10 protein-coding genes and 3 pseudogenes are annotated in these 15,320 nt (G+C 38.8%); 3 read left to right on the forward strand and 10 right to left on the reverse strand.

Annotated elements, in window-relative coordinates; translation table 11 throughout:
- The first annotated feature begins 33 nt into the window (after positions 1-33).
- Positions 34-1,590 carry an alkyl hydroperoxide reductase subunit F gene (gene ahpF / locus L3D27_RS01495; protein ID WP_373627902.1) on the forward strand — a complete coding sequence of 519 codons (1,557 nt, stop codon included), beginning with the start codon at positions 34-36 and terminating at the stop codon, positions 1,588-1,590.
- Between the two features lie 375 nt (positions 1,591-1,965).
- Here the strand turns inward: ahpF and L3D27_RS01500 are convergent, their stop codons facing one another.
- The 6 genes and pseudogenes from L3D27_RS01500 to L3D27_RS01525 all read right to left on the reverse strand — a co-directional run.
- Positions 1,966-3,432 carry an APC family permease gene (locus L3D27_RS01500; RefSeq protein WP_432481371.1) on the reverse strand — a complete coding sequence of 489 codons (1,467 nt, stop codon included), beginning with the start codon at positions 3,430-3,432 and terminating at the stop codon, positions 1,966-1,968.
- 107 nt (positions 3,433-3,539) lie between these two features.
- Positions 3,540-4,796 (reverse strand): 4-aminobutyrate--2-oxoglutarate transaminase, encoded by a 1,257-nt coding sequence (gabT, locus tag L3D27_RS01505; RefSeq protein WP_432481372.1) that lies wholly within the window; start codon positions 4,794-4,796, stop codon positions 3,540-3,542.
- 62 nt (positions 4,797-4,858) lie between these two features.
- Positions 4,859-6,229: pseudogene (locus tag L3D27_RS01510) on the reverse strand (NAD-dependent succinate-semialdehyde dehydrogenase); the annotation flags it as partial.
- A pseudogene (locus tag L3D27_RS01515) lies at positions 6,229-6,325 on the reverse strand (IS1595 family transposase); the annotation flags it as partial. The pseudogenes L3D27_RS01510 and L3D27_RS01515, both read right to left, overlap by 1 nt.
- Before the next feature lie 231 nt (positions 6,326-6,556).
- Complete coding sequence (locus L3D27_RS01520) at positions 6,557-8,227, reverse strand: DUF262 domain-containing protein (protein WP_432481373.1); 1,671 nt, start codon at positions 8,225-8,227, stop codon at positions 6,557-6,559.
- 109 nt (positions 8,228-8,336) lie between these two features.
- Positions 8,337-8,441, reverse strand: a pseudogene (locus L3D27_RS01525) (NAD-dependent deacetylase); the annotation flags it as partial.
- A gap of 111 nt (positions 8,442-8,552) precedes the next feature.
- On the opposite strand from L3D27_RS01525, the gene L3D27_RS01530 reads away from it, so the two are divergent.
- The gene (locus L3D27_RS01530) at positions 8,553-8,753 is read left to right on the forward strand and encodes a hypothetical protein (RefSeq protein ID WP_432481374.1); all 201 of its coding nucleotides are present in this window, start codon (positions 8,553-8,555) and stop codon (positions 8,751-8,753) included.
- 2 nt (positions 8,754-8,755) lie between these two features.
- Entirely contained in the window at positions 8,756-10,111 is a 1,356-nt protein-coding gene (locus L3D27_RS01535; RefSeq protein ID WP_432481375.1) for a DNA cytosine methyltransferase, read from the forward strand.
- A gap of 44 nt (positions 10,112-10,155) precedes the next feature.
- On the opposite strand, the gene L3D27_RS01540 is transcribed toward L3D27_RS01535, so the two are convergent.
- The 4 genes from L3D27_RS01540 to gatA all read right to left on the reverse strand — a co-directional run bounded on the left by L3D27_RS01540 (position 10,156) and on the right by gatA (position 15,122).
- Positions 10,156-10,857 carry a hypothetical protein gene (locus tag L3D27_RS01540; RefSeq protein WP_432481376.1) on the reverse strand — a complete coding sequence of 234 codons (702 nt, stop codon included), beginning with the start codon at positions 10,855-10,857 and terminating at the stop codon, positions 10,156-10,158.
- Between the two features lie 290 nt (positions 10,858-11,147).
- On the reverse strand, positions 11,148-12,617 hold the full coding sequence (gene gatB / locus L3D27_RS01545; protein WP_432481377.1) for an Asp-tRNA(Asn)/Glu-tRNA(Gln) amidotransferase subunit GatB: 1,470 nt from the start codon (positions 12,615-12,617) through the stop codon (positions 11,148-11,150).
- A 33-nt stretch (positions 12,618-12,650) separates the two neighbouring features.
- On the reverse strand, positions 12,651-13,592 hold the full coding sequence (bla, locus tag L3D27_RS01550; protein ID WP_036364342.1) for a class A beta-lactamase: 942 nt from the start codon (positions 13,590-13,592) through the stop codon (positions 12,651-12,653).
- A gap of 54 nt (positions 13,593-13,646) precedes the next feature.
- Entirely contained in the window at positions 13,647-15,122 is a 1,476-nt protein-coding gene (gene gatA / locus L3D27_RS01555) for an Asp-tRNA(Asn)/Glu-tRNA(Gln) amidotransferase subunit GatA (RefSeq protein WP_432481378.1), read from the reverse strand.
- Between the last annotated feature and the right edge of the window lie 198 nt (positions 15,123-15,320).

Genomic DNA, 15,320 nt, shown 5'->3' on the forward strand with positions numbered 1-15,320 from the left:
TTATCAATATAAATTCAATTTTAGGTAAATACCATGTTAGATAAATCATTACTTGATGCTGTTACTACATATAGTGCCAATATGAGTCGCCCAATCCAGATGGTCATTGGTCAAGGTGAACACGCTAAGCGTGCTGAACTGATTCATTTTCTTGAGCAGATTGCTAATTGCTCGGATAAAATCGGTTTTGATAAATCGGTTGTGGATATTGATTTGTCGCCCATGAGCTTTAAAATCACCACAGAAAATAAAGATACAGGCATCGTATTTAGTGGCATACCAGGAGGTCATGAATTCACTTCATTGATTTTGGCAATTCTGCAGGCGGGTGGGCATACGCTAAAATTGGATGAGAGTATTCAGGATTTGGTCAAGCGTATTCAACAGCCACTAAAATTCCAGACCTTTGTTTCTTTGTCTTGCCATAATTGTCCTGATGTGGTACAAGCCCTAAATCAGTTTGCTCTGCTTAATCCTAGCATTGACAATGAAATGATTGATGGCGGTGTTTTCTCAGAGCTTGTGGCAGATAATAACATTCAGGGTGTGCCTGCAGTCTTTTTAAATGGTAAGCCGTTTTTAAATGGTAAGGTAGATACCGCACGCATCATTGATAAATTACAAGCTGAGTATCCAGACCTATTGGCGAAGGGTGTGACAGAACAGCTTGAAACTCAAGATGTTACTGTCATTGGTGGTGGACCTGCAGGTTCGGCTGCTGCCATCTATACCGCTCGTAAAGGTCTTAAAGTAGCGTTGGTTGCTGACCGTATTGGTGGGCAAGTCAAAGATACCCAAGACATTGAAAACCTAATTTCTATACCACTGACCAATGGTAATACTTTGGCGGCAAATCTTTCAACCCATATCAAAGAATATGACATCACTGTCAAAGAGCATGTGAGTGTATCTGCCATTGAAGAGGTTGAAGAGGGTTATCAAGTAACACTAAATACAGGCATGAGCTGGACTTCACGCACGCTAATCATTGCCACAGGAGCGAAATGGCGTAAACTTGGTGTGGCTGGCGAAGATGAAAATATTGGTAATGGTGTGGCGTATTGTCCGCATTGTGATGGTCCATTCTTTAAAGGCAAGCCGGTTGCGGTCATCGGTGGCGGTAACTCTGGTGTGGAAGCAGCACTGGACTTGGCGGGCATTGTTAAGCATGTTACGGTGTTAGAATTTGGCGACAAATTGCGTGCTGACCAAGTGCTGATTGACAAGGCTGAAGCTCGTGATAACATCACTATTATCAAAAATGCTGCCACACAGCAAATTACTGCTAATGGTGGCAAAGTGGACGGCTTGATTTACCAAGACCGAGTGTCTGGTGAAAATGTAACATTGCCTTTGAATGCGGTATTTGTACAAATTGGGCTGGTGCCAAGTTCTGAGATGGTGAAAGATTTGGTTAATATCACACCGCAAGGTGAGATTGAAATTGATGCCAAATGCCGTACCAATAAAGCAGGTATCTTTGCCTGTGGCGATGTTACCACTGTGCCGTATAAGCAAATTAATATTGCAATGGGTGAAGGTTCAAAAGCAGGTTTGTCTGCCTTTGAATATCTAATGATGAATTCTTGATTGATAATAAAATCAAAACACGCTCATAATGGGCGTGTTTTTCTGGGGGTTTTTATATACCAACCGAAACCCAAATATACTACAATACCAACCTAGCAGTAAATCATAAAAGACCACCAATGACATACTCACCCAACTTAAGCTTCATTAAGTGGTTTTGAGGTCAGATTGAGGGATTCGGCAAGATTGGATATTGGATTGCCTTAACAAGTTGTTCTTTTATTTTATGTGGATTTGTGGTGGTTTTTTGGGTTCAGTTGATATAAAGTAATAGGGAAGTCTTTTTTATTTGTTGTAGTTAGATTGTATATTTAAGTATCAAAAACACCCCAAAGCCCTATAAAATTTTGGGGTGCGGTTTGGTTTGATTGGGCATTATTTTTCAAATGCCCGACTTGGTATTCCTTGCTCTTTTAACCATTGTTGATTTTTTGTTTTGACGGCATGAATTTCTTCATCCATAAAGGCTTGAGATTTTCCAGGGAATTTGTTTAAAGCATAAATGTACAACACGACGCCCAATACCATCCATCCTGCAAAAATTGCCCATTCCATAGGGGTGAGTGCGGAAGCACTACCAGGCAAATACAAAGATGCCATTGCGATTGCACAGATAACAGCAATCACACCGACCGTCTGACCCAAGGGAATGATGATAGGACGCACCATAGAAGTTGGCTCTTTGATACGCAACACCAAAAATGCTAAAGCGACCAACATATAAGCTATGATAACCCCAAAGCCACTTGCATTCACCAGCCAAACAAGCATTTTACGTCCAAATAATGGGGCAAGTGTCGCTAGGCTACCAAGTAGCAAAATGGCAGTTGCGGGCGTGTTGTATTTTGGGTGTAATTTGCCTAAAAAAGCAGGTAGCATATACGATTTTGACATGGCATAAATCAAGCGACTGCCACCAATCAAAAACGCATTCCAACTAGACAAGATGCCCAAAATCCCTGCAATAACAAGCAATGTACCTGCCCATTTGCCATTCCATGCCAAAGTCATGGCATCGGCGGTTGCCAGTTTGGACTCAGTGGCTTGGGTCATATCCAGTACCGAACCAACGCTCCACGCCACACCCATGTACCAAACCACTGCAATAATGAGTGATATCATCAAATACAGGGCGATTTTTGGGCGAGTTAGGTCAATTTCTTCGGCAGCTTGGGGAATGATATCAAAGCCAACAAACAAAAATGGAATCATAATCATCACGCTCATAATACCCGACCATTTGTTTTCCGTAAAGGTCGGTACTCTGTCAAACCCTGCTTCTGGATTAAAAAGTAATGCCCCAATAAACAGCATAATACCTACTGATAAAATACCGAAGACAGTCAATTTTTGAAACCATGAGCTTACTTCAATACCACGAATGTTCAGCCAAGTGACTAAAATAGAGCCAATAATTCCAACCAGCACCCAAGTGGCATATACATCCCAGCCTGCGACATTATAAAGATAACCTTGATTATAGTTTGGAATCAGATATTCAACCACCGTTGGCAGGGCAACTGCTTCAAATGCTACCACTGCTAAATAGCCAAATAGCATACACCAAGAGCATAAAAAAGAAATGTGAATGCCCATCGCACGGTGTGTATAAGTATGTTCACCACCTGTAACAGGCATCGATGCAGCAAGCTCGGCGTAGGTCAAACCGATAAATAACATTGCCAGACCACCCAAAAAAATTGCCAAAATTGCTCCAATGAGCCCTGCTGACTGCACCCAGCCACCTGCCAAGACGACCCAGCCCCAACCAATCATTGCCCCAAATGCTAAGGCAATGACATCGCTGGTTTTTAAAGATTTTCTAAATTGTATTTGTGACATAGTATCTCCTTGCTGTTATGGTAAGTTGTATTTACCACAATGATTCCTTATATTTGAAGGTATGCAATGCATTGACCAATTCAATGCCGCACACCTCACAACCTTATTTACGGCAAAGATTTAAAGATAATTGCCAATGCCTCGTCCAATACTTCATCTTGTATAGTCAAAGGCACCATCACACGAATGCTGTTAAAATACATACCGCAGGTGGCAATCATTAGTCCGTTTTCAAAGCAGTTGTTTTTAAGTGTTGTCGCCGCCGACGCATCAGGATTGCCATCTTTATCCACAAGGTCAAAGGCGAGCATTGCCCCTTTGTGGCGGATATGGGCGATTTTAGGGTGGTTTAATCCTGCTAAGAAAGTAGCGATTTTTTCGCCAATTTGACAACTTTTTTCTAGCAAATTTTCTTCTTCAATAATTTCTAATACTTTTAATGCCGCCACACAACCTAAAGGACTACCTGCATAAGTACCACCCAATCCGCCTGCTTGCGGTGCGTCCATAATATCGGCACGACCAATGAGTGCTGAAATTGGATAGCCGCCTGCCAAACTCTTGGCACTGGTAATCAGGTCAGGCTCAACGCCAAGTTGCTCGGCAGCAAACAGCGTACCTGTCCGTCCAAAACCACATTGCACTTCATCAAAAATCAATACAATGCCATGCTCATCACAAATTTCACGCAGTTTTTTGGCGTAGCTTGGGGTCAATTGATGAAAGCCTCCTTCGCCTTGCACGGGTTCTACAATGATGGCTGCTACTTCAGATGGGTCAATATCCGCCTTAAAAATCATCTCCAAATCTTTTAAGGCAGCTTCTTCGCTAACACCTGTTGCTGGCGATGGGAATGATGCATGAAAGATGGAAGCGGGCATTGGACCAAAGCTTTTTTTATAGGGAATGACCTTGCCTGTCAAACCCATTGTCAAAAGTGTGCGGCCATGCCAACCACCAACAAAGGCAATGACGCCTGCACGCCCTGTTTTGGCACGAGCAATTTTAATAGCATTTTCAACAGTTTCAGCACCTGTGGTTAGCAAAAATGCTTTTTTGTCGCCACTGATGGGGGCTTTTTCGCACAATTTTTCGCACAAGGCAACGTAGCTTTCGTAGCTTACTATTTGCCCTGATGTATGGGAAAAATTGTCCAGTTGTGCCTTGACTGCCTCTACAATTTTGGGGTGGCTGTGTCCTGTATTGAGCACACCAATACCTGCTACAAAGTCAATGTAGCGTTTGCCGTCCACATCCCAAATTTCGCTGTTGTTGGCTTTTTGAGCAAAGACAGGAAATGAAACACCAAGCCCTTTGGGTAGGGTTTTGAGACGGCGTGCCAATAAGTCTTGATTAGTTGCCATAAAAATACTCCTTATGTATCTGGCTAAAAAATTATGAAAAAATCGTATTTAGAAATGATCAATTAACCAACATCTGCACACCAATATTTGATGGTAATGTAGTCTTCAATACCGTATTTTGAGCCTTCACGTCCAAAACCGGACTGCTTGACACCACCAAATGGGGCAACTTCCGTTGAAAGCAGCCCTGTATTTTGGGCAACCATGCCGTATTCTAGCCTTTCTGACACACGCCATGACCTTCCCAAATCATTAGTATAAAAATACGCTGCCAAGCCATAGATGGTGTCGTTCGCCTGTTGAAGTACTTCTTCTTCGGTGTCAAAAACAAACACAGGGGCGATTGGACCAAAAATTTCTTGGCTAAAAATATCCATATTGGATGTAATGTCGGTGATGATGGTTGGGTTAAAGGTGAGCTTGCTAATAGGATTTTTATCGCCCCCTGCGATGAGTGTCGCCCCTTTATCTAAGGCATCTTTTAATAAACCTTGTACTTTTTCCATTGCCTTGTCATTAATCAGTGGTCCGATGGTGATATTTTCGTCCAAGCCATTGCCGACTGTTAGGCTGTTAAGTTTATTTGCAAAGCGTTTTAAGAATTCGTCTTTAATGCCTGCCTGCACATAAACACGGTTGGTACAGACACACGTTTGCCCCGCATTTCTGTACTTAGATACCATTAAACCATCAATAGCTTTATCAAGATCGGCATCATCAAAAATGATAAAGGGGGCGTTGCCACCAAGCTCTAAGGATAGTTTTTTTATTGTGTTGGCACATTGCGACATTAAGAGTTTGCCAACAGCTGTTGAGCCTGTAAAAGAAAGTTTGTGTATGCGTGGGTCGGATGTTAAAACGCCACCTATAGTACTGGCATCGCCTGTCACCACTTGCAAAACACCATCAGGTAAGCCTGCCTGTCTTGCCAGTTCCATCAGGGCAAGTGCGGAAAAGGGTGTTTGGGTGTCAGGCTTAACAATCATCGTACAGCCAGCTGCAAGGGCGGGGGCGACTTTTCTAGCAATCATTGCTGATGGGAAATTCCATGGTGTGATGGCGGCACATACGCCAATGGGCTGTTTTAAAATGGTATAACGCAAGGCTGGGTTTGGAGCGGGAATGACATCGCCATAGACACGCTTGCCTTCTTCGGCATACCAGCGAATGTAACTGTTGGCGTAGTTAATTTCACCCTTTGCTTCAGCTAAGGGCTTGCCTTGCTCTAAGGTCAAAATGCGGGCAAGGTCATCAAGATTGACATCAATCAAATCTGCCCATTTATGCAAAATTTTACCTCGTGCGGCGGCGGTGAGTTTTGCCCAGTTTTTTTGGGCATTTGTGGCGGCAGTTACCGAATGGGTGACTTCTTCGGCAGATAAATCAGGTACATTTCCCAAAAATTCGCCATTAAAGGGATTGTGAATGGCAATCACTGCTGTGATGATGTACCGTAATTAAATCTAAACTCACATTCTTTGATAAAAAGATGAAAAGTTTTTCTTGTTAATACCATTGTATTTGCTAAGTGCTCAAATGCCTTTATGAATGCCACCAAAATAGCTTTCATCAAGCCTTATCTTGCCATCAAGGGGTTTTTAGCTTTTTGAGCTAAATGACATTCTATCGCAAGTTAAGATTTTTTGGCGGAATAAGGCTGTTATTTAAGTGTGACTGTCTAAGTACTCCTAACAAATAAAACAAACCCCAAGTTATTTTGGGGTTTGTTGTTTTGGGTAGTTGTTTTTTATAGCAAATATTTAATGCTTATGTTTATCAAAAAAAGCAATTAAGTCTTTTTTGATTTGCTTTTCTCGTTGGGTAATATCTTCTTTTAGCCAGTCATCTTTTGGATAATTTGCCAATTCTTGTATAACAGTAATTTTTGATTGGCTGTATTTTTCTTTCTTTTTACCAAAATAACCATTACCTGCTTGGATATTTAGTTTTGTTTCAAGAACAATTTTATTCCCAATATTATTCAAATAAGTATCCGCATCATTTTTGTTCCAACCATTGTAATTGGTGTTTTGCCATTTGGTTGGAAAAATATGCTCAATATCAAAATTACCATCTATTAAGTCTTTTTGATTTTTATTTAAATAAGCGTGTAAAATCAATAAAGCTCTTGTTATTCTTGATGATGAATGCTCACTAATTCTTTGCAAAAACAAATCACTATGTAATTCAAAATCATATTGGTATTGATGATTGGTTGATTTTTCAAATGCAACACAGGCTTTAAAAATATTATCTTTAATTGCATTGACGGTGGGCTTATCAATAAATTTTGCAAATAAAAATGACAATAAATTTTCCAACATCTGTTCAAAAAGACTTTCAAAATTTTCATCATCTTTATATTTCATAAAGAAAACACTTACCGCATATCTCCAATAGTCATTGGGGTAATGACGAAAGCAATTTAACCATTTTTTTGAATTGAGTGAAAATTTGTAATTAACACCACTATCTTTATAGTTTTGAAAAATAAACTTCCAAAAATTTGCTAATTCAAGAATTTCTAAAATATTAACTTTATCAAGCTGTGTGGATTTATTTTCTGTATAAAATCTACGCAAGCCAATTTCTTTTCCAGCATTACCGTCCCTTGCTCTTAAAATGTGCATATAATAACGAAACACATCATCAATACTAATATTGGCTTGTTTACAAATTTGCGTTAATTCTTTCCAAGTATCGGTAAAGTCTTTTCTATCTTTGCTCTTTTTATACAGTTGAGCCTTAAAAATATCTGCATCAGATAGCGGTAAACCACGATTATTTAATGTGGAAAAAATTGTGAGTGCAGTATCTTGGGTATCGCATTCAATCGGTAAAATAATACATTGGCTAATAATGGTAATGCACAGTTCTTTCCAAGCCATTGGACTTTTTTGTGCAAACTCATTACACTTTTTTTGAAAAAACAAATAATTTTTTGAATAATTGTCATTGTTATTTTGGTTGGCGATACCATTTTCTAAAATATCACGAAATATTAAGTTGTCTTGCTCGGTAATGACTTCTGAGACGATGTGAATTTTGCTTTTGTCATCTACTTTTTGGGAGATTTTATTGATATCCCAAAGGCAAGGAGCTAATTGGTTTTTAAGACCAATAACTTGTTCATCTTCTTGCATTTCTTCTAATTGCTTATAAAATGCTCTCAATAATAACATCAGCGATGTGGTTCGTTGCTGACCGTCAATTAGTTCAGATTGCTTTTTGTTTGGATAATAGACAATTGTTCCCAAAAAATAATTATCGTCATCACTTTCTTGATTATTAAAAAAATCAATAATATCATTCCAAAGCGTTTCACAATTTTCAATATCCCACTCATAAGGTCTTTGATAATCTGGAATAAAAAAATGTGTATTTGTAAACAATTCACTAATGGATTTTTTATTAACGGTGAGTTCTGCCATTGCATCGCTCCTGAATTTACTTAAAAACTTTAAAAAAATTCAAACACCAATTTGGTATTTGAATTTTATCGCATTAAATCAACTTCTTCAACAATTCATTCACCTGTGCTGGATTGGCTTGCCACATACCACTATTGCCCCGAAAGTCAGGTAAGCCAGAATCCACGCCCATGCCCGCCCCTGCACTAATCAGCAGGCTATCGGCGGAGCGGATTAGGGTTTTGCTAAATAAATATGGTTGTTATTCTAGTACAACCACAAAAATATTGATAAATCAATCCAATTAGATTATAATAGGATTATTTATACAATCTTATGGTGCAATATGGCTAAAAAAATTCAAGTTTCATTCTCTGATAAACAAATGGAACTTTTGGAACATTTTAAAGGTGAATTAGGCGAAACAGATGCTGAAATTGTCAGAAATATCGTAATTGCATGGTTGGCTGAAAAAAGTTTTATTACTACGATTGCCAAACAACGTTTGGCAGAAACACACAGTAGCCATCAAGAAATGGATAAATAAATATGCTTAAAATTCAAACAGTAGGTAGTGTATGTTCAGGTATTGAAGCGGCTTCATTAGCTTGGCAAGATTTCAATTTTGAATTTAAATGGTTTTCTGAAATCGCCAAATTTCCATCTGATATTTTAAAACAAAAATATCCCCATATTCCCAATTTGGGAGATATGTCAAATATTCCTGACTTATTAAAAAGCAATCAAATTTTTGCTCCTGATTTGATTTGTGGCGGTACGCCCTGCCAAGCATTTTCTTTGGCAGGTATCAAAAATGGTTTAGATGATGAACGTGGTAATTTAACCTTAAAATTCATCGATATTATTGATGAAAATGACAAAATTCGTTTACAAAATGGTCAAAACCGTACAGTTGTTTTTTGGGAAAATGTGGAAGGGGTTTTAACTGATAAAACCAACGCTTTCGGTTGTTTTATTTCATCGCTGGCGGGTTTGGATACGGTTATTGAAAAGAAAAAATGGGCTTCGGCTGGTATTTTAAAAGGTAAAACTCGAAACATTGCTTGGCGAATTTTAGATGCCAAATATTTTGGCTTACCACAACAACGTAGACGATTGTATGTCGTTGCCACAGATACAAACTTTTTTCCTGAAAATATATTATTTGAATTACATGACCCCAAAAATAATCACATTAACAATATTTCATTTCCCAAAAGTGAGTTGATTTTTCATAAAGACAATGTGAAATTTGAAGTTTTTCGTGAATTTACTGATTGTTTGTACTCTGCCTATGGTACAAAATGGAATGGTAATGCGGCTGCTTATAATGGCTCATTGTTTATTGCACAAAATAATAAATTACGTCGCTTATCGCCGTTGGAATGCGAACGTTTAATGGGATTTCCTGATGATTACACTTTAATCAATGGAGCAAGAAAAACCAATAGATACCAAGCGATTGGCAATTCATGGGCTATCCCTGTTGTAAAATGGATTGGGGAACGTTTCAGGCAGCCTGAAATTTTTAATTTAGCAGAATATCATCAATTTATTTTTGCCAATGAACAAGAAATTTTGGAAGCAAAATATTATGATTTAAGTAATGGTATTGTCCATTTAAATCATGAAATTGCTTTAAATTGTACCGAAATTCCTGAAAATGCGACTTTTGGGTATATGTACCAGATTGTTTCTGCTGATGCTCCTGATGATATTTTTATTTCTCCTACTGGATGTTATGGCATTATTAGAAGAAAAAATGAAAGAAATATCAAAATAAACCAACGGCTTGAAAAGGTCTTACTGGAAATTTCTTCACAAGAAACGTTAGCAGAAATTGAAAAAAAATCATTGGTTCAGAAGCGTGGTAAATACAGTGTAAATTACACATTAGGTTTATGAGTCGCAAATCATGTACAGAAAATATATTTTCTGTACATGATTTTTTATTTTAATTTTTTAATCAATTCATTACGCCAAGTTTCAATATCATACCAAGCACAACCAACACAGCCCTTTTCCGCTTCTTTTCCTTTTTTTGGAATAGACTTATCCCAATCTTCTGTACCTTGATAGAAAAATGGAATACCAAAAATAATACCACGCTTGCCAGTTTGAAAGCAGGTTCTGCATACTTCTCGTTTTTGTTGATTGCGTTGGTTACTTAATAATTGAAATTTTTGACGAATTTCTTCATCAGTCATTGTATCTAAATTTTCTTCTTTGGTATTATCATCCCAGCGAATTTCAGAAAATTTATGGTCCGGTAATACATGACTATTGGGTTTATTTTCATAAACATCAATATTATTAAGTACATTTAATATTCTTTTTCGCAGTTCTTTACTCCAAGTTTCGTAACCATTACCTGTTAAATTCCCCCTTGCTATGGGCAACATGATTAAGTGGGTGGTATTTTCTTTGCAAGTTTTACAAAAATGCTTGGTATCAGTTGCAATCGTATAACCCATTTCTTTTAAATCTTGTATTCTGCGAGCGAAGTTTGGATTATTTGGTAATGTACATTTAATACATTTCCAACCACCGATTTTTAAACCATCAAAAAATGATTTTGTGGTTTCTGCTTTTTTATCTTGCCAAAAATTATCTTGTTCTTTCAACCAATTTTGGTGGTTGTTGGGGTTCATATTCTCATAAATCAAATTTAGATAAGCGTGAATTTCATTTCTATCATTGGGGTTATCTTGAATAGAAACACCTGTTCTACGATATTCAACAGGTACTCACCCATTCCAAATAGTATATTCATATTGAAACTCAACATGAATATACTCTTCTGATGCTTTGGAATGCTTAATTCTGTTGTAACCATTAATAAGTTTAATGTTTGGATTTAATTTGCTCAAATTGCACACCTCATTCATATGATATTTTGCAACAAACCCCAAACACCAAACGATATTTGGGGTTTATTTTATCAACCAATCAACTTCTTCAACAATTCATTCACCTGTGTTGGATTGGCTTTACCACGACTGGCTTTCATCACTTGTCCGACCAGTCCATTAAAGGCTTTTTCTTTTCCGCCTTTATATTCATCAACCATTGCTTGATTATTTGCCAAAACTTCTTTAATAATCGCTTCAATCGCCCCTGTGTCGGTTTCTTGTTTTAGCCCTTGCTCATCAATAATGCCATCGGCACTTTTATCAGATTCCCAAAGATAATTAAACACTTCTTTGGCGATTTTACCACTGATGGTATTGTCCAAAATACGGGCGATAAGTCCTGCTAAGCGTTCGGCATTGATGGGTGAATTGATAATGCTTAGCTCGTTTTTATTTAATGAGCCTAATAAATCGCCCATGATCCAGTTGGCTGCAATTTTGGCATTATTCTTACCGACTTTTTCAATAACTTCTAGAAAATAATCAGATAATTCTCGGCTGCCGTTTAACACATTGGCATCATAAGCTGATAGACCTAACTCATTGGCAAAGCGTTCTTTTCGCACGCTTGGCAACTCTGGCATTGCTTTTTTAATTGCTTGTAATGTTTCATCGCTAATCAGCACAGGCAATAAATCAGGGCAAGGGAAATAGCGATAATCGTTGGCCTCTTCTTTGGTTCGCATTGCTCGTGTTTCGTCTTTTTGAGGGTCATAAAGCCTTGTGGCTTGAATGATTTTTCCGCCATCTTCTAGCACATCAATTTGACGCTCAATTTCTGACTTAATCGCTCGTTCAATAAAGCGAAATGAGTTTAGGTTTTTTAATTCACAGCGAGTGCCAAAGGGTGTGTTCGGCTTATGCACTGAGACATTGATGTCAGCACGGAAACTGCCTTCTGCCATAATCGCATCTGATATGCCAAGCCATGTAACCAGTTCGTGAATGGTTTTAACATAGGCAACTGCTTCGTCTGCTGAGCGAATGTCAGGTTCGGAGACGACTTCAATAAGTGGTGTACCAGCACGGTTTAAGTCCACGCCTGTCATCTGTGGCACGGCATCGTGTACGGATTTACCTGCGTCTTCTTCAAGGTGGGCTCTTGTGATGCCAATGCGTTTGGTGTATTCATCTTTTGCCCCTGCGTTTACAAGGATATCAATATAACCTTGCCCTACGATAGGGTGTGCCATTTGGCTAGTTTGATAGCCTTTTGGTAAGTCTGGGTAGAAGTAGTTTTTGCGGTCAAAGGCGTTCATTTGTCCGATTTGGGCGTTTACCCCTAAGCCAAATTTGACCGCCTTTTCAACGACATCGGCGTTCAACACTGGCAATACGCCGGGCATTGCCAAATCAATGATGTTGGCTTGTGTGTTGGGTTCTTGCCCAAATTCGGTACTGGCGGGCGAGAAAATTTTGGTGGCGGTGTTTAATTGGCAATGGATTTCAATGCCGATAACAACTTCATAGCCGTCAATTAGGGGGGCTTGGTTAGTCATAAATTTTCCTATTAACTATAAAAATTTAATGGGTTATAAAAATGGATAAATTTCTTTACCAATTTGTGCCATTATTTCATCTTTTTGATTTTTAAAATCAAGGGATTTACCATCATGTGGCTGAGTGATAAATAAGCTGACAAAATAAGATTTATTATTTTCATTCCAAATCACAGCAATGATATTTTTTGATTCACTACCTGTGCCTGTTTTGTCGCCAATTCGCCAATTTTTTGGTAAATATTTTCTCAATAAATTATCAGCAACTTTATCATTGATAAGCCAAGTTATCAACTGTTCTTTGCTTTGATTGGATAGGATATTGTCTGTAATCAATGCTTTTAGGCTTCTTGTATAAGGAATTGGTTTTGCGGTATCACTGGTTTCACCATAATGTGAGCGATTTAGTAAAGGTTCATTATTTGCTAACACCATATCCGCCCCAATCTCTTTCAAAAATTGATTGAATGCAGTCAAGCCCCCAGCTCTATCCAACAAGATATTGGCAGAGCCATTATCACTCAGTGTTATGGTAGCTTCGCACAATTCACTAATAGAAATTGGTTTATTTTCATTAAAGTATTTTTTGCAGACAGGAGAATATTCTATCAAATCGCTTTCTTTAATAATGATTTTTTCATTTAAATCCAATTTTCCTTTATCTACAAGTAATAATATATGGCTTGCGATAAAGGCTTTAATGGTGCTATTAACAGGAAAATATTCATCACCACGATGGCTGGATATTTCACCACTGTCAGCAATAATCGTCATACCAATTTTGGCATTAAATTTATTTTCCCAAATTGGCAATATTTCTTTTAATTTATTTTGTAATAAATTTGGATTTTTTGTTATCTTGTCATTAGGTAAATGGTTATTGGATAAACTCGTTTTGCATCCAGTTAATAAATTGCCAGAAAAAATAATAGGTAGTGCCAATAAGGTTTTTTGTAAAAAATGACGGCGTTGCATCATTATCTCCTTTTATTGCTTGGGATAAATTTATCATTTATCCCAAATCCAAAATCACTTCACCAAATCCGGCATCTCTTGATGAAACTTGGTATTCGCCTGATACACATGAGCGGTTTTTAGAAGTTCGCTTTCCGCCCAATGTTTGCCAATCAGCTGTAAGCCCACAGGCAAGCCACCAACAAAGCCCACAGGGTGCGACAAACTTGGTAAGCCCGCCAAATTCACGCCAATGGTATAGACATCGCCCATATAGATTTCGGCAGGGGAGAGATTTTCGCCAAGTTTATAGGCAACCGTTGGGGCGGTTGGCGTGGCGATGATGTCGCAGGTTTCAAAGGCTTTTAAAAAGTCGTTTAAAATCAATCGTCTTACCTTTTGAGCCTTGACATAATAGGCATCAAAATAACCTGCACTTAGGGCATAAGTTCCCATAATGATACGGCGTTGCACTTCCGCCCCAAATCCTTCTGAGCGACTGCGAGTGTACAAATCCTGCAAATCGGCAGGGTTCTCACAGCGGTAGCCATAGCGAACACCGTCAAAGCGAGATAGGTTAGAGGAAGCTTCGGCAGGGGCGAGCAAGTAATAAGTGGCTAGGGTGATTTGTGGATCGGTCAAATGCACATCCACCAAAGTTGCTCCTAAATCTTGGTATACCCGTAAGGCTTCTTCAATTTTGGTTTTGACATCAGCATTTAGTCCTGTACCAAAATATTCTTGAGGTATGCCCACTTTTAGTCCGCTAAGTGGTTTGTCGCTTGGTACTTTGTCAAGCTCGCCCACCCAGTTGGGTACTTGTAAATTGACACTCGTACTGTCTTTTGGGTCAAAGCCTGCCATCGCCTGTAAAAGATAGGCACAATCTACAGCTGACCGCCCAAACGCTCCTGCTTGATCTAGGCTTGATGCATATGCCACCATGCCAAAGCGAGATACTCGCCCATAAGTGGGCTTGATGCCTGTTACCCCACAGAAACTGGCGGGCTGGCGAATTGAGCCACCTGTGTCTGAGCCTGTAGCAACAGGCACAAAGCCACTTGCTACCGCAGAAGCACTGCCACCAGACGAACCGCCAGGCACTCGATCCAAGTCATAGGGATTGTGTACTGCTCCGAAGTAGGATTTTTCATTGTCCGAACCCATGGCAAATTCGTCCATGTTGAGCTTGCCAAGACTGATAAATCCTTGATTTGCAATATTTTCTACCAAAGTGGCATTATAAGGGGCGACAAAGTTTGACAGCATTTTTGAGCCACAAGTGGTCAAAACGCCTTGGGTGCATAAGTTGTCTTTGTGAGCCATCGGTACGCCCAATAGGGGGCGAGTGTCGCCATTTGCTCTTAACTCATCGGCAAGTTTGGCTTGTTCTAGGGCAGATTCAGCCGTTGCGGTAATAAAACTATTGATTGCCTTATCGTGGGTGGCGATACGGTCTAAAAAGTGCTGGATTAATTCAACCGAGCTAAATTGTTTGGTTTGTAAACCATCGGCAAGTTCACGGACGGACAGGGTGTGGAAGTTTGTCATGATTTTCTCTTAATTGGTATGTTTTAAAGTAAGTAATCTTGGGCTATTGCTTTGTTGATTTGGGGTTGTATGACCTTTTGACGCATGGTCTTTAAAAAAGTTTTTGTGTGGGCGATGTTCTTTTTGATGCTTAAGCTTATAAAAATAAAGTTTTAATACTTTTGGCGTATTTTAAAAACTTCTATCATCTGCCCAAAC

The organism is Moraxella sp. ZY200743 (assembly GCF_050885545.1).
GTDB classification, from domain to species: domain Bacteria; phylum Pseudomonadota; class Gammaproteobacteria; order Pseudomonadales; family Moraxellaceae; genus Moraxella; species Moraxella haemolytica.